Genomic DNA, 20,836 nt, shown 5'->3' with positions numbered 1-20,836 from the left:
TGGAGGGGAGCCTCCGGCCCCGGCCGGGCTCCACCCATACGACACGCACTCGACATACGAAACGCTGGCTCTCTCCGTGACCCCTCCCTCCGACACCGCCGTCGCTCCACCGCCACCCACCGCACCCATGCCGATCGTGGGGGAGCGTCCCGCCTGGCGGGACACCTTCTCCTCGCTCCGCGTCCCGAACTTCAGGCTCTTCACGATCGGGCACATCGTGGCCACGACCGCGATCGGCATGCAGCGCATCGCACAGGACTGGCTCGTCCTCGAACTCTCCGGCAGCGTCGCGGCCGTCGGGATCACCGTCGCCATGCAGTTCGCGCCGATGCTCCTCTTCGGCCTGCTCGGCGGCGTCATCGCCGACCGCTACTCCAAGCGCGTGCTGCTCATGATCACGCAGTCGCTCGCCGCCGCACTCGCCGTGGCGCTGTCGATCCTGACGCTGAGCGGCGCCGTCGAGGTGTGGCACATCTACGTCATCGCCTTCATGCTGGGGCTCGTCACCGTCGTCGACAACCCGGCTCGTCAGGTGTTCGTCAACGAGCTCGTGGGACCCGCCAGGCTGCGCAACGCGATCAGCCTCAACTCCGCCGTGTTCCAACTGGGGCAGCTCGTCGGACCGGCGGTCGGCGGCATCCTCATCACCGCCGTCGGGTCGGGATGGTCGTTCGCGATCAACGCGCTCGCCTGCTCGGGCGTCGTCCTCACCCTCGCCCTCATGCGGGTCTCCGAGTTGGTCCCGACACCCGTGCTCGCCAAGGCGAAGGGGCAGCTCAAGGAGGGGCTCGGCTACGCGATGCGGAAGCCGGCGATCCGGTGGACCGTCATCATGGTCGCCTTCATGTCGGTGTTCGCCTTCAACCTGCCCGTCCTCCTGGCGGCCTACGCCTCGGACGTCTTCGACATCGGTGCGAGCGGCTACGGATTCCTCAACTCCCTCGTGGCGGTCGGCGCGCTCACCGGTGCCCTCGCCTCGACACGGCGCGGCGGGGTGAACCTCCGCATCGTGATCGTGGCGGCGGCATCGGTCGGCGTCCTGCAGGCAGCCGCAGGGGCCATGCCCGTGCTCATCCCGTTCGCGCTCCTGCTCGTCGCCGGCGGCGTCGCGAACCTCCTCTTCATCACCGCCGCGAACTCACTCGTCCAGCTGTCGTCGAACGTGGCGATCCGCGGACGGGTCATGTCGCTCTACATCCTCGTGCTGCTCGGCGGGCAGTCGATCGGCGGTCCGCTCATGGGGTGGATCGTGGAGGTCGCCGGAGCGCACGTCGGCATGATCGTCTCCGGTGGGGTGCCGGCGCTCGCGGCGGGGCTCATCGGTCTCCGGTTCCTCCTCCTGCGCCGCCGCCGGACACGCGCCGCGCGGCGTCGCCTCGGCACCGACGAAGCTGAGAAGAACCCCGGGAATCCGGGGTCCACGGCGACGGAAGTCCGATAGACTCGTCCGCACAATGGACGACCCTCCTTCAGACAGATCCCCCGGCCACCATCCCCGCTTCGACCTGATCCGACCCACTGCGCCGTCGGCTCGATCCGGCGGCCGTTCCCTCCGTCCGGCGTCGACCGGTCAGCTCGGACAGGACCGGCATGTCTGAGTGGATCATGCTCGGTGTCGGCCTCGTCCTGACGATCGGCACCGGCTTCTTCGTCGCCTCCGAGTTCGCCCTCGTGAACCTCGACCGCGCGGACCTCGAGGCCCGCCGCGATCGCGGTGAGAGCCGCCTGACGATGACGATCGCGGCGCTCAAGATCACGTCGACGCACCTGTCGAGCGCTCAGCTCGGCATCACCCTCACCACGCTCCTCACCGGGTACACGATGGAGCCGGCGCTCTCCTCGATGCTCGCCGGTCCGCTCGGAGCGCTCGGCATCCCCGAGGCCGTCGTGGCCGTCGTCGCGACGATCGTCGCCATCACCGTGGCCACGCTGCTCAGCATGATCGTCGGGGAGCTCGTCCCGAAGAACTTCGCGCTCGCGCTGCCACGCCAGACGGCCAAGTTCGTCGTGCCGTTCCAGACCGCGTTCACCTGGGTGTTCAAGCCGGCCATCGTCGTCCTGAACGGCAGCGCCAACGGGCTCCTGCGGTCGGTGGGCATCGAGCCCAAGGAGGAGCTGTCCGGAGCTCGGACGGCCGAGGAACTCTCCTCGCTCGTGCGCCGTTCCGCGCTCGAGGGCACCCTCGAGGCCGACACCGCGACCCTCCTGAACCGCACGCTCCGCTTCTCCAACCTCGACGCCTCCGACGTCATGACGCCGCGCCCTCGCGTCGCCTCGATTCAGCGGGGGGAGCCCGCTCAGGCGGTGCTCGCGCTTGCACGGGCGACCGGGCACTCCCGCTTCCCGGTGACCGACGCCGACGCCGACGACATCACCGGTGTCGTGCACGTCAAACAGGCCATCGCGGTGCCCCGCGACCGGCGTGGTCAGGTGCCGGTCTCGGCGCTGCAGTCGCCGGCGCTCCGCGTCCCCGAGACGATGAAGCTCGACGTCCTGCTCTCGCAACTGCGCGGGCGCGGCTACCAGATGGCCGTCGTCGTCGACGAGTACGGCGGCACGGCCGGCGTCACCACGCTCGAGGACCTCGTCGAGGAGCTCGTCGGTGAGGTCGCCGACGAACACGACCGGTCGCGCGCCGGCGTCGTCCGCGGACGGGACTCCACCACCTTCCCCGGCAGCCTCCGTCCCGACGAACTCCTCGAGCGCGCCGGTGTGCGCGTGCCGGAGGACGGTCCGTACGAGACCGTGGCCGGCTTCGTCATGAGTGAGCTCGGACGCCTCGCCGTCTCCGGCGACGTCATCGAGCTCGAGGACGGCACCCTCCGCGTCGAACGACTCGACGGCCGCCGCATCGACCGGATCCGATTCACCCCGAGACCCGTCCCCACGGAGGAAGGTGGTGACGCATGAGCGACTGGGCAGGAATCGCCTGGCTCGTCGTGCTGCTGCTCGCGAACGCCTTCTTCGTCGGCGCCGAGTTCGCGGTCATCTCCGCACGACGTTCGCAGATCGAACCGCTCGCGGAGCAGGGCAGCCGGAGTGCCAAGACCGCCCTCTGGGCCATGGAGCACGCGACGCTCATGCTGGCGACGAGCCAGCTGGGCATCACCGTCTGTTCGCTCCTCATCCTGAACGTCTCGGAGCCCGCGATCCACCACCTCCTCGAGGTGCCGCTCGCACTCACCGGTTGGCCGGAGGAGACCATCGGCACGGTGGCGTTCGTCATCGCGCTGCTGCTCGTGTCGTACCTGCACGTCGTCTTCGGCGAGATGGTCCCGAAGAACCTCTCCTTCTCGATCCCCGATCGCGCGGTGCTGCTGCTCGCACCGCCGCTCGTGTTCGTCGCGCGGGTCTTCCGACCGATCATCGTCTCGCTCAACGCGATCGCGAACGCCGTCCTCCGGTTGTTCCGGGTCGAGCCGAAGAACGAGGCGGCCAGCGCCTTCACACTCGACGAGGTCGCGACGATCGTCGACCAGTCGACGCGCGAGGGCGTGCTCACGGACGCCACCGGTGCGCTCGTCGCCGCGTTCGAGTTCACCGAGAAGAAGGTCCACGACGTGGCCCTTCCGCTCACGAGCCTCATCACCCTGACGGAGGAGGCCACCCCCTCGGACGTCGAGCGCGCCGTCGCGAAGTACGGGTACTCGCGGTACGTCATCGTGGACGAGGAGTCGGTCCCGATCGGCTACCTCCACCTCAAGGACGTGCTGCGGTACGACGACCTCGACGGCACCGGCGACGAAGAGCGCCCGGTACCGGCGAAGCACATCCGTCAGCTCGTGTCGGTGTTCGAGGGATCGGACGTCGAGGACGCCCTCACGACCATGCGTCGGTCCGGCGCCCACGTGGCGCGGGTGTTCGACGAGGCCGGCGCCACGACCGGCGTGCTCTTCCTCGAGGACATCATCGAGGAACTGGTCGGCGAGGTGCAGGACGCCACGAGGCGCCGCTGACCGGCATCGCCCACGCAACAGACAGGACGGCCCGCACGCGATCGTGTGCGGGCCGTCGTCGCGTGGACCGCGTGGTCAGCCGCGCGGCTTCGCCCGTTCGTACTGGCCGGGCCAGGCGACGTCCACACCGAGCTCCGAGGCGGCGCGTAGCGCGAAGTGCGGGTCGCGCAGGGCTTCGCGCGCGACCATGACCGCCTCCGCCTGGCCGTCGGCGACGATGGCCGCCGCCTGCTGGGCGTCGGTGATGAGTCCGACCGCGCTGGTGTCGACACCGGTGGAACCGATGTGCGCCGCGAACGGCACCTGGTACCCGGGGGAGAGCGGGATCCGGACGCCGCCGACGGCACCGCCGGTGGAGATGTCGAAGAAGTCCGCACCCCGTTCGGCGCACCAGGCGGCGACGGTCGCGGTCTGATGCTCGTCCCAGCCGTCGTCCACCCAGTCCGTCGCGGAGAACCGGATGAACAGCGGCATGCCGTCGGGCAGCACGGCACGGACGGCCTCGACGACGCGGAGCAGGAGTCTGGCGCGATCCTCGAGCGCCCCGCCGTAGGCGTCCTCGCGGTGGTTGACGAGCGGGGAGAGGAACTGATGGAGGAGGTACCCGTGTGCGGCGTGCAGTTCCACGACCTGGAAGCCGGCGTCGACGGATCGGACCGCTGCAGCGCGGAAGTCGTCGACGACGCGATCGATGCCTGCCTCATCGAGCGCGGCGGGGACGTCGTATCCGGGGAAGGCCTCGGCTGACGGGGCCACCGTCGGCCACCCACCCTGGTCGAGCGGGACGCTGCCCGTGCCGTCGGTGCCCCACGGGGCGAAGGTGGAGGCCTTCCGGCCGGCGTGCGCGAGCTGGATGCCGGGGACGGCGCCCTGTTCGACGATGAACGCGGTGATGCGGCGCCAGGCGTCGCGCTGCTCGTCGTTCCAGATCCCGGCGTCCTGCGGGGTGATCCGTCCCTCCGGGCTGACGGCCGCCGCCTCGGAGATGACGAGCCCGAAGCCGCCCGCCGCGAACTGGCCGAGGTGCATGAGGTGCCAGTCGGTCGGGACGCCGTCCTCGGCGGTCACGCTGTACTGGCACATCGGGGCGACCCACAGGCGGTTGGGGATGCTGCGGTCGCGGATGGTGATCGGATCGAACAGTGCGGGCACGGAACTCCTCTGGGACGGGCGACAGGGTGTCGCCTCTGGCGCAACGTCGCGGGGGCCGCTGCGATTCCCGTCCCGGTCGGCGGTGACTGGCTAGGGTGAAGGCATGGCCGAACCCCGACACTGGACCCCCGCCGACGCACGTCACTGGATCGCCGTGCCCGACGCCGAATCGGACAAGTACTCCCGAGGCGTGCTCGGGATCGTGACCGGATCCGACCACTACCCGGGCGCAGCCGTCATCGGTGTCGAGGCGGCGATCCGCACCGGCGTCGGCATGGTCCGCTACCTCGGCGCGGACCGCCCGACCGAGCTCGTGCTGCAGCGACGGCCGGAGGTCGTGACGGCGGAGGGCCGGGTCCAGGCCTGGCTCATCGGCTCCGGCATGGACCCCGGCAAGCTCACCCGCGCGGAGAGCGCGCTCCTCGACGCCGCCCTGCACGGCGGTGAACCGGTCGTCGCCGACGCCGGATCCCTCCGTCGCGTCACGGCCGGGGCCCACCAACGTGCGTTCGGGGTCGACGAGTCGTGGCGCATCGTCGCGACGCCGCACGTCGGGGAGCTGGCGACCATGCTGAGTGGCCTCGGGAGTCCGGCCGATGTCGAGGCGATCCGCGCTGAACCGGTGCCGTACGCCGCGGACGTCGCGGCTCGACTCGGCATCGTCGTGGTGCTGAAAGGCGGGACCACCCATGTCGTGTCGCCCGACGGCGAGGCGATCACCGTCGCCGGAGGATCGCCCTGGCTCGCGACCGCCGGCACCGGGGATGCGCTGGCCGGGATCATCGGGGCACTCGTGGCCACCAACGCGGAGCGCGTCCTCGCCGACCCGGCCTCGCTCGCGAGCATCGCCGCGAGCGGGGTGCTGATCCACGCCGCCGCCGGGGATGCGGCCGCCGTCGACGGCCCGCTCGCCGCGCTGGACGTGTCCCAGGCCGTCCGCGGCGTCGTGCACGGTCTCCTCTCCTGAGCGCGTTTCACCCGACAGACGGCGGACAACTCCCAGAACGCTCATAGCTCGCCCATAGGGAAGCTCAGGACACTGAAGCCACCGCGGCAGGGACCTCGCCGCGGCGGCCGGCACCCGGCCTCCACATCGCCCGAGGAGATTGAACGATGCGCAACCCCACCACCACCCAGCTCCCCGCACGGACGCCACGGCTCTCCGTGGCCGCGAAGAAGACGACGTTCGCGGCGCTCACCGGTCTCACCCTCATCGGCAGCCTGGCCGGATGCTCGGCAGCCGACGCCGGGAGCACGACCACGACCACCACGCCGGACGCCAAGAGCTCGTCCACCCCGGAGGCCACCAGCGACGCCGGCGCGGCGACGGGGACCGGCTCCACCGACTACAAGGACGGCTCCTACACCGCCGACGGCAGCTACCAGTCGCCGAACGGCACCGAGTCGATCACCGTGACCGTGACACTCGCCGAGGACAAGGTCACCGCCGTCGACGTCGTCTCGCACGCCGAGAGCGCGAACAGCAAGCGGTACCAGGCCGAGTTCATCTCCGGCATCGCCGGCGAGGTCGTCGGCAAGGACATCGACGGCCTCAAGGTCTCCAAGGTCGCCGGCTCCTCGCTCACGAGCGGCGGGTTCAACGCCGCCATCGACACGATCAAGACCGAAGCGAAGGGCTGAGCCGCCTGGTCGGCCGGACGATGAGCGAGACGACGCTGCGCTTCGACGCGATCGGCACCGGCTGGGAACTCGACACCGTGCTGCCACTCGAGCCGGACACCGCCGAGGCCGTCGCCGCACGCATCGACCGCTTCGACCGCACCTGGTCGCGGTTCCGGAGCGACGCGTTCGTCGCCCGGTTCGCCCAGGGCCCCGTCTCGACGGCCTTCCCGGACGACGCCAGGGACGACGCGATCGCCCTGTTCGACACCTACCGCCGCCTGCACGATGTCACCGGTGGCGCCATGACCCCGTTCATCGGAGCGTCCCTCGAACGGCTCGGGTACGACGCCGCGTACACGCTCGTCCCGCAGGGGCCGGCGCTCGCCGCGCCGGCCTGGGACGACGTGGCCCGGTGGGACGGCGAGGTGCTCGAGACGGACCGCCCGCTGGTGATCGACATCGGTGCGGCGGGCAAGGGCCGACTCGTCGACCTCGTCGGCGACGTCCTCGTCGAGCACGGGCACGAGGCCTTCACCATCGACGCCTCGGGCGACCTGCGACACGAGCACGGGAGCGGCGCCCCGGAACCGCTCCGGATCGCGCTCGAGCACCCCTACGACCCGCGGAAGGCCATCGGGGTCGCGACGATCGAGTCAGGCGCCCTCTGCGCGTCAGCCGTCAACCGTCGCGCCTGGGGCGAGGGCCTCCACCACGTCATCGACGGCCGGACGGGCGAACCGACGGCGACGGTTGCGGCGACGTGGGTCACCGCCGGGCAGGCGATGGTCGCCGACGGCCTCGCCACCGCCCTGTTCTTCACCGATCACGAGTCGCTCAGCGGAGCCTTCGCCTGCGAGAGCGTCCGCATGTTCACCAGCGGCCTCACGGATCGGTCCGCCGGCTTCCCCGGCGAGCTCTTCACCTGAGTCACGCACCGTCGGGTCCCACCCCGGTGCCACCATCATCCAGAAAGCAGACCGCACATGAACGGCCGCATCGGCTACTTCTTCGACACCGTCCTCGGACGGGTCACCATGTACCGCCTCGTGACGCTCTCGCTCGGCACCCTCGCGATCTACGCGTTCGTGCTGTCCCTGTTCGGCCAGGTGTTCTACAAACCGCTCGAACTACTCGCGACACTGGCCACGCTGCTCGTCGTCGGGTACCTGACGAACCGTCTGTTCGGCGCCCTGTTCCAGGTGCGCCCGCACAGCGAGTCGTCGATCATCACCTCGCTCCTGCTGTTCTTCATCCTGTGGCCGACGAGCGATCCGGCCGCGCTGGCCTGGATCGCCCTGGCGGCGACGGTCGGGTCCGCGTCGAAGTACCTGCTCGCGATCCGCGGCCGGCACGTCTTCAACCCGGCCGCCCTCGCCGCCCTCGTGTCGAGCGTCATCGCGAGCTACGTCGTCCTCCCCGGGGTGTCGCCGTCGGTCTGGTGGGTCGCCAACCCGTGGCTGCTGCCCGCGGTGGTCGTCCTCGGCGGCCTCGTCCTCGTCCGCACCAAGCGACTCACGATGGCGCTCGTCTTCATCGTGCTCTCCTGGGCGCTCGTGACCGTCCGACTCGTCGTCGGCGGTCAGGAGGTCGTACCTGCGCTGCTCGCCCCGCTCACGTCCTACCCGATCCTCTTCCTCGCCGCGTTCATGCTGACCGAGCCGCTGACCCTGCCGCCCCGGCGCTGGCAGCAGCTCGGCGAGGCCGCGATCGTCGCGGTGCTGTTCTCCATCCCGTTCATGCTCGGTCAGGTGGCGTCGACCCCGGAACTCGCGCTCATCGTGGGCAACGTGCTCGCGTTCGCCGTCGCCCGTCGCCGCGGGATGCGGCTGACGCTCGAGGGGACGCGCACGCTCACCCCGACGGCGGTCGAGTACCGGTTCAGCTCGAAGCGGCCGGTGCCCTTCGCGGCCGGCCAGTACCTCGAGCTGTCGCTGCCGCACCGCGGCGCGGACGTCAGAGGTTCGCGGCGCATGTTCAGCATCTCGTCCCCGCCCGACGCCGATCGGACGATCCGCGTGGCGATGCGGGTCCCGGAGCGGGCCAGCAGCTTCAAGCGGGCGCTGAGCGCACTGCCCGTCGGCGCGAGCCTCTCGGCCACCGGGGTGTGGGGCGACTTCGTCCTGCCGAACGATCCGGCCAAGCCCGTCCTGCTGATCGCCGCCGGGATCGGGATCACGCCGTTCGCCAGCCAGTTGTCCCGGCTGCATCTGCGAGCCGAGAAGCGCGACATCGTCCTCGTCTACGTCGTGTCCGATCCGCAGGAGCTCGCCTACGCCGCAGAGCTTGAGACCTGGGGGACACCGGTGCTCGTGGTCGGGCCGCCGGCGGACGCCGCGCTGCCCGCGGGTTGGCGCACCCTCGGCCCAGGCCGACTCGACCACGGGCGCCTCGCGGAGGCCGTCCCTGACCTGGCCTCCCGCGAGGTCTTCATCTCCGGACCCCCGGCCATGGTCGACGCCCTGAAGCCCGCATTGCGCGGCATCGGCGTGGGCCGGGTCCACACCGACGCCTTCAGCGGGTATTGATCGGCACCAGGCCGCACCCGTCGGGGTCGACCGCCGCGCGAGTGGCGGATCGGCCCCGGCGCCGTGCGCGAGCCTAGGATGGTCCACGTGATGCGGCGTTGGGTCCTCTGGTGCGGGTTCGGCTTCGTGCATCTCCTCGTCGGCTGGCTCTGCCTCGTGGCCGAGGGGCTCCCGCTCGGCGACGTCGTCCTCGTGTACCGCCCGTGGGTGGAGCAGGCGACGGCGGGCGGCCCCATCCCCGCCGTCGACGAACCCTGGGTCTATCCGATCCTCGCGATCGTGCCCATGCTGATCCCGCTCCTGCTCGGCAGCGCCGGGTACGGCGTCGGATGGCTGCTCATGGTGAGCGTGTTGAACGCCGGCGCCTTCGCGGTGCTGCTCGGCAACGGTCACTCGCGGCCACGGCTGATCGCGGCGGGGTGGTGGCTCGCGTTCCTGCTGCTGCTCGGACCGATCGCCCTCGCACGGATCGACTCGGTGACCGTGCCGATCGCGATCGTCGGACTCCTCTGGGTCGCCGGACGCCCGCGCGTCGCCGCGGTCCTCCTCACGATCGCCGCCTGGATGAAGATCTGGCCGGCGGCACTCGTCGGCGCGATCGTCCTGACGCACCGGCACCGCGGACGGGTGGTGGCCGCCGCCGCGGCGACCTCGGCGGTCGTGCTCGGGGTGGGGCTGCTCCTCGGCGGCGCGAACGCGGTGAGCTTCGTGACGGAGCAGACCGGTCGTGGCCTGCAGATCGAGTCCCTCATCGGGAACGCGTACCTCTGGCTGGCCGTCCTGCGCGTCCCGCAAAGCTTCGTCTACTACGACCGCGACATCCTGACCTTCCAGGTGACCGGTCCCGGCGTCGACACCGCGATCGCCGTCATGACGCCGTTGCTCGCGATCGCCGTCGCGGGTGTGGTGCTGCTGGGTGTCCTCGCCGTCCGGACCGGGCGGCCCCTCGTGACCGTGCTGGCGCCGCTTGCGCTCCTGTTCGTCCTCACGCTCATCGTCTTCAACAAGGTCGGGTCGCCGCAGTTCGCGATGTGGCTGGCGGCACCGGTGATCCTCGGGCTCGTGCTCCAGCGTCGGCGCTTCATCGCACCGGCGGTGATCACCCTGGTGATCGCGGCGCTCACGCAGCTGGTGTACCCGTACCTGTACCTGTGGCTGTTGAACGTCGATCCGGTGCTCGTGACGGTGCTGACCGTCCGCAACCTCGCCTACCTGGTCCTCGCCGGGTGGGCCGTCCACGCGCTCTTCGCCCCCGCCCACCCCGAGGACGACGCGGTGTCGTCTTCGGATCCCGTCCGTGTCCATGCTCGAACCCTCAAGGAGTGACCCATGCTCGTCGCCTTCTCCGTCGCACCCAGCGGCACCGGCAAGTCGGACGGCTCCGTCCACGACGCCGTCGCAGCGGCCGTCCGAATCGTCCGTGAGTCGGGACTGCCGAACCGGACCGACTCGATGTTCACGACGATCGAGGGGGAGTGGGACGAGGTGTTCGCCGTCATCAAGGAGGCCACCGAAGCGGTCGGCGCCTACGGGAGCCGCGTCTCCCTCGTCCTGAAGGCCGACATCCGGCCCGGCTACACGGGTGAATTGACGGCCAAGCTCGATCGGCTCGACGCCGCGCTCGACAACGACGGCTGATCCCTGCGGGGTGCCTCCACCGTTCGTCCGCGGATGGGACTCGAATCGATTCGAGGATTCGCGTACACTCGATCCATGCCCACCATCCTGGACGGGTCGACGCAGCTGTCGCCGACCCGCATTCGTCTTGCCATCCTCGCGCTCGCCGTGGGTGCCTTCGGCATCGGTACCACCGAGTTCGTCGCGATGGGGCTGCTGCCGAACATCGCCACCGACCTCCTCCCAGAGCTCGCCGCGCGCAGCCAGGAGCAGGCGAACGCCCAGGCCGCCTGGCTGATCACCGCCTACGCGCTCGGTGTGGTCGTCGGAGCCCCGACGATCGCCGCACTCGTCGCCCGCTACCGCCGCAAGACCGTGCTCCTCTGGCTCGGCGTCGCGTTCACCGTCGGCACCCTCGCGTCCGCGCTGCTGCCGAGCTTCGGCCTCGTCCTGCTGGCCCGCTTCGTCGCGGCGCTCCCGCACGGCGCCTACTTCGGGATGGCGGCGCTCGTGGCCGCGAGTCTCATGGGACCGGGCAAGCGCGGCAAGGGCGTCGCGCTCGTCATGACCGGCCTGACGATCGCCAACGTGATCGGCGTGCCGTTCGCCACCTGGGTCGGCCAGGAGTTCGGCTGGCGGTCCGCCTACCTCATCGTCACCGCGATCTTCGCGCTCGCGACGGTCACCATCTGGTTCGCCGTGCCCGTCCAGGCAGGGAACCCGCAGCAGACGATGCGACGGGAGCTCCGGGTGTTCCGGCGGAGCCAGGTGTGGTTCGTGCTCGGCTTCGGATCCATCGGGTTCGGTGGACTCTTCGCCGTCTACAGCTACCTCGCCCCGCTCGTGACGGAGGTGGCTGGTGAGTCCGCATCACTCGTGCCGTGGGCCCTGGCGACGATGGGTGTCGGCATGACGATCGGCAACCTCGTGGGCGGACACCTCGCCGATCGCGGCGTGAAGCGGGCGCTCATCGTGTTCTTCAGCCTCATGATCGTCGTGCTGACCGCGCTCGCGCTCACCGCGTCATGGACGCCGACCATGTTCCTGTTCGTCTTCGCCGTCGGCTTCGCCTCGCAGGGGCTCGGGCCGGCCATCCAGACGAGACTCATGGACGTCGCCGGCGACAGCCAGTCGCTCGCCGCGGCGCTCAACCACTCCGCCCTCAACATCGGGAACGCCCTCGGGGCCTTCCTCGGCGGGCTCGTCATCGCCGGCGGCCTCGGCTACCTCGCCCCGGTGTGGACGGGTGTCGTGCTGACGGGCGTCGGCTTGGTGATCGTGATCACGAGCTTCCGGGTGGAGCGACGTCAGCTCGCACGCGAGCTCGCCAGGGCGAACGAGACCGAGGACCGACGCGTCGCGGACCGCAATCCGCCGACGGCGCCGATCCCCGTCTGAAGACGGAACAGGCGCCCCTCCCGCCATCGGGGAAGGGGCGCCTGGGCCGTGATCGGAGCGGCTAGTCGACGATGATGCCGTCGAGGATCGCGCGCTTCCGCAGCGCGACCTTCGTGCCGACGTCGATACCCGCGTTGCGGTACTTCTCACGGATGCGCTTGAGGTAGCTCTTCGCCGTCTCGTCGGAGATCCCGAGGCTCTCGGCCACCATCTTCACCGGCTCACCGGCGGCGTACAAGGCCATGACCCGACGCTCCTGCGCGCTGAGGCGGGGTCCCGTCCCGGACGCGCCGCTCGCGAGCGCGAGGTCGAGCTCCGGGGAGATGTACGACTCGCCACGGGATGCCGCGCGGAGTGCGTGCACGATGGTCTCCGCGTCCTCGCTCTTCGCGAGGTAGCCGAGCGCGCCGGCCGCCAGGGCCTCGCGCACCACGGCCGGGTCGCTGTACGTGCTCATGAGGACGGTGGTGACCCCGGTGGTCTTCAGCGTCGCGAGCTTCACGGCCACCGGGACGTTGTCCTTGAGGTCGACGTCGAGCAGGAGGACGTCGACGGGGAAGGCCGGGTGCGTCAGGAGTTCCGGCCACGAGGGGGTGACGACGACGAGTTCGATGTCGTCGGCGACGCTCCTGATCCATTCGGTGAGCGCGCCGAGCAGCATCCGGTGGTCATCGACGATGCCGACCCTGATCCGTGACTCCTGTGACGTCATTGACGTTCCCCTTTCCGCTGGCCCGCAGCGGGATTGTCGACGGTGCTGTCGATGTCGATCCTGATGCGGGATTTCTGGTACGTGTCCGAAGAGGAGCCCACTCGTCCGAGTGCTTCCCAAACCGCGGGATCCACCTTGGCGCGCTGCACCCCGCTCGCTTCGAGGACGATCGGGAGGGTGAGTGCTCCCGGACGGCCCTGTCGTTCGGAGCGGTCGACCGGCCCGAGCGTCAGCACAGCTGTGGCAGTCTGCGCGTCTGCTTCCCCGAGGAGCAACCATACTGCAGAGAGCAGGCCATCCCGCTGATCCGTTGCGAGATAGGTCGCCAGCCGTTCGGGATCGCGCAGGGTCGCGCGCTCGGACAGCACGGACGACTCCTGGAACGCGTGCTCGAGCCAGGTCTCCTTGCCCTCCGACATGAGGTGGCGGCGGAGCTCCGTGGCGAGGCGGGAGGCGCGGGCGGCGAGCTCGGGACTGAGCGGGAGGTCGACGGAGCCGTCGGCGACCCCGTCGAACAACTCCTCGGCCTCGAGGTCCAGCGCGACGAGCTCCTCGGAGTCGAAGAACCCGAGGGCGTCGCGGACGCTCGCGACGGTCGAGGCGACCATGACCCGGTCGAGTTCGAGGCGGACGATCCGGCGGTACTGGGAGACGATCGCGCAGGCGATGAGCGGCGGCACGACGGCGATCGCGGCGAAGATCAACTCAGCCCCGAGCGTCGGGCTCTGCGTCCGCGTGATGGTGAGGATGGACCCGACGAGCAGGAGCCCGAGCACCACGGTCGCCGCGGCGACGTCGCGCGCGGGCCGGAGGGTCACGACGGCGAGCAGCACGCCACCGACGGCCGCGGCGGCCGTCGGATACACCCCGACGGCGTCGCGGCTCCACACGCTCGCCAGGTCGAGGGTGGCGACCACCACCAGCTCGATCAGCAGCGCGACGAACAACCGGTCCGAGAGGTGGAACGCGGAACGGCGGAGCAGGAGGAAGGTGGACGCGACCGCGCCGGCGAGGAGGAGCCAGGCCACCACGGTGAGGAGCGGCCGTGGGTAGTGCCAGAACGACTCGACGAACCGGATCGCCGCGTAGGCGACGAGGATGAGACCGGACACCGACAGCCCGATCCCCAGCTGTCTCGTCCCGAGCGACGACCGCTGACGGTCCAATGCGCGCCGGTGCCGGTACCGGCGGGTGGGCCCGGAGGCGGCGGCGAGGCGGTCGATGCTCATGCCTGCGGGACCTCCAGGATCACGGTCGTGCCGGCACCCGGGGCGGAGAACACGCGCGCCTGACCGCCGACCTCCTGGATGCGCGCGACGACCGATTCAGCGACGCCGAGGTGACCATCCGGCACCGCTGTCGGATCGAACCCGCTCCCGGTGTCCGTGATGAGGAGCCTGGCCGTCTGCTCGTCGATGGAGACGGTGACGTCGGCCGAATCCACGCCGGAATGGCGTCGCACGTTCTCGAGGCACTCGCCGAGCGCGAGGAGGAAGGCTTCGCGGACCCGGGGGTCGAGCTTCGCCTGGCCACCGCCGTAGACGTTGACGGTGAGTCCGAGTCCGGCGAAGCGGTCCGTCACGGCTTCGATGCCCTCGTCGAGGGTGAAATCGGCACTGCGTTGCAGGATGTAGGTGCCGGAGGAGACGGGACTGAGCTCCTCGCCGAGCCGGAGGCTCCGGAGCAGGTGCGCGTCGTTGCGCGCCTGCGAACGGAGGGCGGTGGCGTCGACGCCCCGCCCGGAGTGGGCGAGGAGCGTCAGGGTCGCGAGCGCGGTGTCGTGGAGGAGCCGGGCGTCCTGCCGTCGTTGCGACTCGGCCTGGCTCGCGAGCCGCTCCGCGTTGTAGGCGCTACCGATGTTGTCGACGCGGCGGATGAGTCGGGGCACGCTCGTGTCGAGCCATCCGCCGAACGCTCCGATCGTCACCCACACGGCCGCAGTGAGACCGATCGTGGGGATCGTGAGGTTGGTCGCCCCGGTGACGACGACGATCGCGACGGCGGTCAGGAGGAACGCCCCGAGCAGCAACGGCCAGGCGCGGCGGAACGGCACGAGTCTCGCGGCGATCGCCCCCATCCCGAGGGAGGCGATGGCGGCGATGGCGCCCGCCTGTCCGACGCTGCCGGTGCCGCCGTCGGACAGGCCGACGACGACCACCGCGACGACGCCGGCGAGGAAGACCAGGGCGAGCCAGCGGGGACTGTCGTACTGCTCCGCGGCGATGTGCGTGACGGCGAGCGCGCCGACGAGGAGGAGCACGGCGGCGTATCGGCCTCCGGACACCACCCCCGGGACACTGAGGATCATGGCGGCGGTGACACATCCGGAGAGCCCGAACAAGCGGGTCGTGCGCCGCAGTAGACGTCGCTTGGTCCTCGCCTCGCGTTCCATGCTCACGCTCCTCTGAGGAGTCACCTTATCGGGTGACGCACGCGCAACGGAACGACTGTCGGGCGGCCGGGCGGCCGCCCTCAGACGTCCAGGAGTCGGCTCAGGTGCGGGCCGACCAAGGCGTTCTCGATCAGGAATCCGTCGTGTCCGAAATCGGACCGCAAGACCGCCGGTCGGGTGCCGTCGAGGTTGCCCGAGAGGTGCAGGGCGATCTCCTCCTGCCCGCTGACCGGGAAGAGCCGGTCGCTGTCGATCCCGAGGACGAGCGACGGCCCCGGATAGCCGCGCAACGCGGCCCCGACCCCACCGCGGTCGCGCCCGACGTCGTGCGAGTTCATCGCCTCGACGAGCGTCACATAGCTTCCGGCGTCGAACCGACGCGTGAACTTGTTGCCGTGGAAGTCGAGGTAGGACTCCACGGCGAAGCGTCCGCCCCGGCCGAGCGGGCTGACGCTCGACTGCCAGCTGCGCTCGAACCGCGCGTTCAACTCACCCGGACTGCGGTAGTTGAGCAGCGCCATGCGACGGGCGAGGGCGAGCCCGCGGTGCGGACCGTCGCCGTCGGGCGCGTCGTAGTAGTCGCCGCCCTGGAAGTTCGGGTCGGTCCGCACCGCCTCGAGCTGGACGAAGTTCAAGGAGATCTGGTCGGCCGTCGTCACCGGGGGAGCCGCGATCACGGCAAGGCGCTCGACGAGGTCCGGATGGGTGACGGCCCACTCGAGGGCGTGCATGCCGCCCATCGACCCACCGATGACGGCGGCCCACCGGTCGAGACCGAGGTGTCCGAGGAGCCGGTGCTGCGCCTCCACCTGGTCGCGGACGGAGGTGTACGGGAACCGGGAACCCCACTCGACGCCGTCGGGGGCGAAGGACGAGGGGCCGGTGCTGCCCTGGCAACCGCCGATCATGTTCGGTGCGACGACGAACCAGCGGTCCGTGTCGACGGCGAGGCCGGGGCCGACGACGCCGGCCCACCAACCGGCCGTCGCGTGCCCGTTGCCTGCGGAGCCGAGCACGTGGCTGTCGCCGGTGAGGGCGTGGAGCACGAGGACCGCGTTCCCGCCGTCGTCGTCGAGGGTGCCCCAGGTCTCGTAGGCCAGCCTGGCGTGCGGGATGCTGCCGCCGTGCTCGAAGTCGAGGCGGCCGAGCGGCGCGAACAACCGGTCGCCCGGGCGGTCGCCGTCCCGCCACGCGCCGCTCGAGGGCGGGTTCGCGAGCAGGGCGCCGACCTCGGCCTCGGTCACGAAGCGGGAGGGCACACTGTCTTCCGGGATCTGCCAGTCCATAGGTCTCCATTGTGGCGTGCCCTGGCGCGCCGACCGGCCGTGTTACGTCGCCGGTTCGGTGGTGGTCGGCGCGGTGCGCTGACGCGAGCGCACGCCCGTCGGCCTCGGCGCGCTGTCTCGGCCCGAGCGACCCGGAACCGGCGCGAGCGCCTCATGAATGACGCGAGCGCGGGTCTCTGGAGACCCGCGCTCGCGGTGGTGGGGTGCGCTCGCGTCAGCGCATCGCGCTGGCACACCCCGGAAGTGATCAGAGCCGGAGGGATCAGACCCGGGCGGCCTCGACGACCTGCTTCGCGGCGGTCAGACCGGCCTGGAGGTCCGCCGTGATGTCGTCGATGTTCTCGAGCCCCACGGAGAGGCGCACGAGACCCGGCGTGACCCCGGCCGTGAGCTGCTGCTCGGGCGACAGCTGCGAGTGCGTCGTCGACGCCGGGTGGATGACGAGCGAACGGACGTCGCCGATGTTCGCGAGGTGCGAGAACAACTTCAGCGAGTTCACGAACGCGCGACCAGCGTCGACGCCGCCCTTCAGCTCGAAGGACAGCACGGCGCCGACCCCCTTCGGGGCGTACCGGTTGGCGGTGGCGTACCAGGGGCTCGACGGCAGCCCCGAGTAGTTGACGCTCGCGATGTCGGGGTGCGCGTCGAGCCACTCGGCGACGTGCTGGGCGTTCTGCACGTGACGCTCGATCCGCAGACTGAGCGTCTCGATGCCCTGGATGAGCTGCCAGGCGCTCGCCGGGGCGATGGCCGCACCGAGGTCGCGCAGCAACTGCACGCGGGCCTTGATGATGTAGGCGAGGGCGTCTCCGACGGCGTCCGTGTAGACGGCCCCGTGGTACGAGGGGTCCGGCGTCGTGAGGCCCGGGAACCGCTCCGCGTGGCCGGTCCAGGAGAAGGTGCCGCCGTCGACGATGACCCCGCCGATGACCGTGCCGTGGCCGCCGAGGAACTTCGTGGCCGAGTGGACGATGATGTCCGCCCCGTGCTCGAAGGGGCGGATGAGGTAGGGCGTCGCGATCGTGTTGTCGACGATGAGCGGCACACCGGCCGCGTGCGCGACGTCGGCGACGAGCCGGATGTCCAGGATGTTGATCTTCGGGTTGCCGATGGTCTCCGCGAAGAACAGCTTCGTGTTCGGACGCACGGCGCGACGCCACTCCTCGGCGTCGTCCTGGTTCTCGACGAAGGTGGTCTCGATGCCGAGCTTCGCGAGCGTGTACTTGAAGAGGTTGTACGTCCCGCCGTAGATCGAGGAGGACGACACGATGTGGTCGCCCGCCTGCGCGATGTTCAGCACGGCGGACGCCTCGGCGGCCTGACCGGACGCGAGGAGGAGCGCACCCGATCCACCCTCGAGTGCGGTGAGTCGCTCCTCGACGACGGCCTGCGTCGGGTTCTGGATGCGCGTGTAGATGTTGCCGAACTCCGCGAGCGCGAAGAGGTTCTTCGCGTGGTCGGCGTTGTCGAAGACGTAGCTCGTGGTCTGGTAGATCGGCGTCGCCCTGGCCTTCGTGACCGGATCGGGCGCGGCTCCCGAGTGGATCTGCTTCGTCTCGAACTTCCAGTCGTTCGTGGCATCGCTCATGATGGATGGTCCCCTCTGCTCGGGTGGTCGGTGCTGCTCGGGTGTCGAATGCCGCCGGTCGGCCGCTCGGTCCGACATCGATGTCGTCGGGGCGTCCCAGGACGGTGGTCCGTCGTGACCCCGAGGCTACCGGCCCCGCCTGGACGGTCCAACCGCGCGGAAACACGACGTAACGCCCCCGGGGCGTGGCTACCCTGGAAGCATGACGACGAGACGTGTGGTGGTGACCGGTGCGAGTTCAGGGATCGGCGAGGCGACGGCGAGACGCTTCGCGGCCGAGGGCTGGGACGTGGTCGCGGTGGCCCGCCGGGCCGACCGCCTCGAGACGCTCGTCGCCGACATCGGCGGCACGGCCGTCGTCGCGGACCTGACCGTCCAGGCCGACGTCGACGCCCTCGCGGCCCGGGTCGAGGAGCTCGGTGGGGCGCACGCCCTCGTCAACAACGCGGGCGGTGCCTTCGGCCTGGCCTCCGTCGAGGACGGCGACGTCGACGACTGGGCGCGCATGTACGACATCAACGTGCTCGGGACGAAGCGGGTCGTGCAGGCGCTCCTGCCGATCCTCCGCCGGAGCATCCCCGACGGCGGCGCGGCGACCATCGTCGGCGTGACGTCGATCGCCGGACACGTCGCGTACGTCGGCGGCGGCGGGTACAACGCCGCGAAGTTCGCCGAGCGCGCCCTCTTCGAGGTGCTCCGCTTGGAGCTCAACGGTGAACCCATCCGCGTGATCGAGGTGGCCCCGGGCATGGTGCACACGGAGGAGTTCTCGCTCGTCCGGTTCGGCGGCGACCAGGAGCGCGCCGACGCCGTCTACGAGGACGTACCCGACCCGCTGTCGGCCGACGACGTCGCCGAGGCGATCGTCCACGCGACCTCGCTGCCACCCCACGTGAACCTCGACCACATCACGATCAAGCCGGTCGCGCAGGCGGCCCCGTACCGTCTGGCGAAGGGGCCGTTGCGCGTCGCGGAGTAGGCCCTTCGACAGGCTCAGGGACCGATGGGGCGCTCAGGGACCGGTCCGGCGCTCAGGGTCCTGTCGGGCGCTCGACGGCCGGATCGGCGCTCGGCATGAGGGCCGCGTCGACGGGAGCCGCGTCGCCGAAGGCCAGCTTCGGCACGAAACAGAGCAGGACGGCGGCGACCAGCGCGCCGACACCGCAGATCGCCCAGACCGTCAGGTAGCCGGAGAGGCTCGACGCCCCCGCCGTCACCGCCTGGGCGGCGCCGGCCACGAGGACGACACCGAAGACGGCCGACGCGAACGACCCGCCGATCGTCTTCGTCGTGTTCGTCAACGCGGCGGCGACACCCGTCTGGCCGCGTGGCGCTGCGGCTGCTGCCGCGGCAGGCATGGCTCCCACGAGTGCGCCCGAGCCGAGTCCGGCGATCCCCATGTTCAGGAAGACCTGCCAGGTCTCGAGGTGGAACGGCAGGAACAACAGGTATCCGACGGCGACGAGCGTCGCCGCGACGATGAGCGCGATCCGTGGCGACGCCCAGCGTGACACGAGGGGGAACAGCAGTGCGCCGACGATCATCGAGATCAGGTACGCGCCGATCAGGGTGGAGATGTCGCCCGCGTCGAGTCCGAGGCCGTAGCCGTTCTCGCGCGGCGTGCCGGCGTAGGTGCTGAGCGGAGCCTGGGCGCCGAGCAGGCTGATCCCGATCAGACCGGCGGTCAGCTGCACCGGCCACATGGTGGGCTGCCGGAGGACGCGGAGGTCGATCGCCGGGTCGGCTTGCCGGAGCTCGTGGCGGCCGAAGGGGAGGAACGCGAGCACGCCGACGCCGATGAGCGCCCAGACCCACCAGGTCTCCGGACCGTTGAGCCGCAGGAAGGTGAGGCCGGAGGTGATGAGGAGGAGCGCGAGGCTGAGCAGCACGAAGCCGGCGAGGTCCAGCGTCCTGCCGGGCAGCGGTTCCGACTCCGGGACGCCGAAGAGGATGGCGAAGAAGACGAGGGTGACGGCGACGGCCGGGAGCATGAGCGTGACGGCGATGTCACCACCGAGGGCCGTGAGGATGCGCCCACCGGACAGCGCACCGATGATGGCACCCGCTTCGAGCGCGACGACGAGGAGGCCGGCGGCCCGACGGGTCTGCGAGGCCCCGGTGCCGGAACGCCGGCCGCGTTCGAAGATCAGCGCGATCTCGAGGGGCAGCCACACGACGTAGAACCCCTGGAGCGCCCACGCCGCGAGGAAGGACCAGAAGTCGCCGGCGACGACGAGCCACCAGCTCGCGCCGGCCGTCAGGACCGTCGAGACGAGCAGGATCCGCTTGTGCCCGTACAGGTCGCCGAGCTTGGCGAGGATCGGGACCACGAGCGCCGACAGCAGCAGTTGGGCGGCCTCGAACCAGTTGAAGTCCGCGTCGACGACCCCGAGGTGCCGGACGAGGTCGGGGATGAGCGGCACGTAGTACCCCTGCAGTACCCCGCTCGTGATCTCGACGAGGAACAACCAGCCGATGAGCCCCGCAGTGATGCCCGCCGTCGAACCGCGGAGGGACGTCCGCCACCCGCCGGCCGCCGCCCCGTTGGCCTGCCGATCTCGCGTCATGAGGGGGATGGTACAGGCGC

General features: G+C 70.6%; 18 protein-coding genes. 11 read left to right on the top strand and 7 right to left on the bottom strand.

Annotated features, from left to right (window positions below):
* The first annotated feature begins 76 nt into the window (after nucleotides 1-76).
* The 3 genes from QRN26_RS13375 (at nucleotide 77) to QRN26_RS13365 (ending at nucleotide 3,956) form a co-directional block, all read left to right on the top strand.
* A complete protein-coding gene (locus QRN26_RS13375) occupies nucleotides 77-1,441 on the top strand; it encodes an MFS transporter (RefSeq protein WP_285037184.1) in 1,365 nt (454 codons plus the stop codon).
* A 149-nt stretch (nucleotides 1,442-1,590) separates the two neighbouring features.
* Nucleotides 1,591-2,910: a hemolysin family protein gene (locus QRN26_RS13370; RefSeq protein WP_056012599.1), complete on the top strand. Its 1,320-nt coding sequence runs from the start codon at nucleotides 1,591-1,593 to the stop codon at nucleotides 2,908-2,910.
* On the top strand, nucleotides 2,907-3,956 hold the full coding sequence (locus QRN26_RS13365; protein WP_056012595.1) for a hemolysin family protein: 1,050 nt from the start codon (nucleotides 2,907-2,909) through the stop codon (nucleotides 3,954-3,956). Before QRN26_RS13370 ends, QRN26_RS13365 begins: the two co-directional genes overlap by 4 nt.
* A 75-nt stretch (nucleotides 3,957-4,031) precedes the next feature.
* Here the strand turns inward: QRN26_RS13365 and QRN26_RS13360 are convergent, their stop codons facing one another.
* The gene (locus QRN26_RS13360; RefSeq protein WP_285037183.1) at nucleotides 4,032-5,108 is read right to left on the bottom strand and encodes an NADH:flavin oxidoreductase/NADH oxidase; all 1,077 of its coding nucleotides are present in this window, start codon (nucleotides 5,106-5,108) and stop codon (nucleotides 4,032-4,034) included.
* 103 nt (nucleotides 5,109-5,211) lie between these two features.
* Between QRN26_RS13360 and QRN26_RS13355 the strand changes: the two genes are divergently transcribed.
* The 7 genes from QRN26_RS13355 (at nucleotide 5,212) to QRN26_RS13325 (ending at nucleotide 12,271) form a co-directional block, all read left to right on the top strand.
* On the top strand, nucleotides 5,212-6,075 hold the full coding sequence (locus QRN26_RS13355; protein WP_056781736.1) for an ADP-dependent NAD(P)H-hydrate dehydratase: 864 nt from the start codon (nucleotides 5,212-5,214) through the stop codon (nucleotides 6,073-6,075).
* A gap of 146 nt (nucleotides 6,076-6,221) precedes the next feature.
* Nucleotides 6,222-6,749 (top strand): FMN-binding protein, encoded by a 528-nt coding sequence (locus tag QRN26_RS13350; RefSeq protein ID WP_157580024.1) that lies wholly within the window; start codon nucleotides 6,222-6,224, stop codon nucleotides 6,747-6,749.
* Between the two features lie 20 nt (nucleotides 6,750-6,769).
* Nucleotides 6,770-7,657 (top strand): FAD:protein FMN transferase, encoded by an 888-nt coding sequence (locus QRN26_RS13345; RefSeq protein WP_285037182.1) that lies wholly within the window; start codon nucleotides 6,770-6,772, stop codon nucleotides 7,655-7,657.
* Between the two features lie 57 nt (nucleotides 7,658-7,714).
* Nucleotides 7,715-9,256, top strand: a complete 1,542-nt coding sequence (locus QRN26_RS13340) for an FAD-dependent oxidoreductase (protein WP_285037181.1) — start codon at nucleotides 7,715-7,717, stop codon at nucleotides 9,254-9,256.
* 90 nt (nucleotides 9,257-9,346) lie between these two features.
* Nucleotides 9,347-10,582 (top strand): glycosyltransferase 87 family protein, encoded by a 1,236-nt coding sequence (locus QRN26_RS13335; RefSeq protein WP_285037180.1) that lies wholly within the window; start codon nucleotides 9,347-9,349, stop codon nucleotides 10,580-10,582.
* A gap of 3 nt (nucleotides 10,583-10,585) precedes the next feature.
* Nucleotides 10,586-10,894, top strand: coding sequence for a thiamine-binding protein (locus QRN26_RS13330; RefSeq protein WP_056012580.1), 309 nt, complete (start codon nucleotides 10,586-10,588; stop codon nucleotides 10,892-10,894).
* Between the two features lie 75 nt (nucleotides 10,895-10,969).
* Nucleotides 10,970-12,271: an MFS transporter gene (locus QRN26_RS13325; protein ID WP_285037179.1), complete on the top strand. Its 1,302-nt coding sequence runs from the start codon at nucleotides 10,970-10,972 to the stop codon at nucleotides 12,269-12,271.
* 61 nt (nucleotides 12,272-12,332) lie between these two features.
* On the opposite strand, the gene QRN26_RS13320 is transcribed toward QRN26_RS13325, so the two are convergent.
* The 5 genes from QRN26_RS13320 to QRN26_RS13300 all read right to left on the bottom strand — a co-directional run bounded on the left by QRN26_RS13320 (nucleotide 12,333) and on the right by QRN26_RS13300 (nucleotide 18,249).
* Nucleotides 12,333-12,983: a response regulator transcription factor gene (locus QRN26_RS13320; protein WP_056012577.1), complete on the bottom strand. Its 651-nt coding sequence runs from the start codon at nucleotides 12,981-12,983 to the stop codon at nucleotides 12,333-12,335.
* The gene (locus QRN26_RS13315; protein WP_285037178.1) at nucleotides 12,980-14,212 is read right to left on the bottom strand and encodes a hypothetical protein; all 1,233 of its coding nucleotides are present in this window, start codon (nucleotides 14,210-14,212) and stop codon (nucleotides 12,980-12,982) included. Before QRN26_RS13315 ends, QRN26_RS13320 begins: the two co-directional genes overlap by 4 nt.
* Nucleotides 14,209-15,375 carry a sensor histidine kinase gene (locus tag QRN26_RS13310; RefSeq protein ID WP_285037177.1) on the bottom strand — a complete coding sequence of 389 codons (1,167 nt, stop codon included), beginning with the start codon at nucleotides 15,373-15,375 and terminating at the stop codon, nucleotides 14,209-14,211. Before QRN26_RS13310 ends, QRN26_RS13315 begins: the two co-directional genes overlap by 4 nt.
* An 80-nt stretch (nucleotides 15,376-15,455) precedes the next feature.
* Nucleotides 15,456-16,661 carry a homoserine O-acetyltransferase MetX gene (gene metX, locus QRN26_RS13305; protein WP_056012568.1) on the bottom strand — a complete coding sequence of 402 codons (1,206 nt, stop codon included), beginning with the start codon at nucleotides 16,659-16,661 and terminating at the stop codon, nucleotides 15,456-15,458.
* 262 nt (nucleotides 16,662-16,923) lie between these two features.
* A complete protein-coding gene (locus tag QRN26_RS13300) occupies nucleotides 16,924-18,249 on the bottom strand; it encodes a bifunctional o-acetylhomoserine/o-acetylserine sulfhydrylase (protein WP_056012565.1) in 1,326 nt (441 codons plus the stop codon).
* Between the two features lie 202 nt (nucleotides 18,250-18,451).
* Between QRN26_RS13300 and QRN26_RS13295 the strand changes: the two genes are divergently transcribed.
* Nucleotides 18,452-19,228, top strand: coding sequence for an SDR family oxidoreductase (locus QRN26_RS13295; protein WP_285037176.1), 777 nt, complete (start codon nucleotides 18,452-18,454; stop codon nucleotides 19,226-19,228).
* 52 nt (nucleotides 19,229-19,280) lie between these two features.
* Here the strand turns inward: QRN26_RS13295 and QRN26_RS13290 are convergent, their stop codons facing one another.
* Nucleotides 19,281-20,816: an MFS transporter gene (locus QRN26_RS13290; protein ID WP_285037175.1), complete on the bottom strand. Its 1,536-nt coding sequence runs from the start codon at nucleotides 20,814-20,816 to the stop codon at nucleotides 19,281-19,283.
* Nucleotides 20,817-20,836 lie beyond the last annotated feature (20 nt).

The sequence above is a fragment of the Plantibacter sp. ME-Dv--P-095 genome (assembly GCF_030209365.1).
Lineage (GTDB): Bacteria > Actinomycetota > Actinomycetes > Actinomycetales > Microbacteriaceae > Plantibacter.
Note: the sequence above shows the minus strand (reverse complement) of the source record. Positions and strands in the feature narration are given on the sequence as shown.

Excerpts from the sequence above, each read along its gene's own strand:
- QRN26_RS13370 (WP_056012599.1), top strand. The coding sequence starts at position 1,591 with ATGTCTGAGTGGATCATGCTCGGTGTCGGCCTCGTCCTGACGATCGGC.
- QRN26_RS13365 (WP_056012595.1), top strand. The coding sequence starts at position 2,907 with ATGAGCGACTGGGCAGGAATCGCCTGGCTCGTCGTGCTGCTGCTCGCG.
- QRN26_RS13355 (WP_056781736.1), top strand. The coding sequence starts at position 5,212 with ATGGCCGAACCCCGACACTGGACCCCCGCCGACGCACGTCACTGGATC.
- QRN26_RS13350 (WP_157580024.1), top strand. The coding sequence starts at position 6,222 with ATGCGCAACCCCACCACCACCCAGCTCCCCGCACGGACGCCACGGCTC.
- QRN26_RS13345 (WP_285037182.1), top strand. The coding sequence starts at position 6,770 with ATGAGCGAGACGACGCTGCGCTTCGACGCGATCGGCACCGGCTGGGAA.
- QRN26_RS13340 (WP_285037181.1), top strand. The coding sequence starts at position 7,715 with ATGAACGGCCGCATCGGCTACTTCTTCGACACCGTCCTCGGACGGGTC.
- QRN26_RS13335 (WP_285037180.1), top strand. The coding sequence starts at position 9,347 with ATGCGGCGTTGGGTCCTCTGGTGCGGGTTCGGCTTCGTGCATCTCCTC.
- QRN26_RS13330 (WP_056012580.1), top strand. The coding sequence starts at position 10,586 with ATGCTCGTCGCCTTCTCCGTCGCACCCAGCGGCACCGGCAAGTCGGAC.
- QRN26_RS13325 (WP_285037179.1), top strand. The coding sequence starts at position 10,970 with ATGCCCACCATCCTGGACGGGTCGACGCAGCTGTCGCCGACCCGCATT.
- QRN26_RS13320 (WP_056012577.1), bottom strand. The coding sequence starts at position 12,983 with ATGACGTCACAGGAGTCACGGATCAGGGTCGGCATCGTCGATGACCAC.
- QRN26_RS13315 (WP_285037178.1), bottom strand. The coding sequence starts at position 14,212 with ATGAGCATCGACCGCCTCGCCGCCGCCTCCGGGCCCACCCGCCGGTAC.
- QRN26_RS13310 (WP_285037177.1), bottom strand. The coding sequence starts at position 15,375 with ATGGAACGCGAGGCGAGGACCAAGCGACGTCTACTGCGGCGCACGACC.
- metX (WP_056012568.1), bottom strand. The coding sequence starts at position 16,661 with ATGGACTGGCAGATCCCGGAAGACAGTGTGCCCTCCCGCTTCGTGACC.
- QRN26_RS13300 (WP_056012565.1), bottom strand. The coding sequence starts at position 18,249 with ATGAGCGATGCCACGAACGACTGGAAGTTCGAGACGAAGCAGATCCAC.
- QRN26_RS13295 (WP_285037176.1), top strand. The coding sequence starts at position 18,452 with ATGACGACGAGACGTGTGGTGGTGACCGGTGCGAGTTCAGGGATCGGC.
- QRN26_RS13290 (WP_285037175.1), bottom strand. The coding sequence starts at position 20,816 with ATGACGCGAGATCGGCAGGCCAACGGGGCGGCGGCCGGCGGGTGGCGG.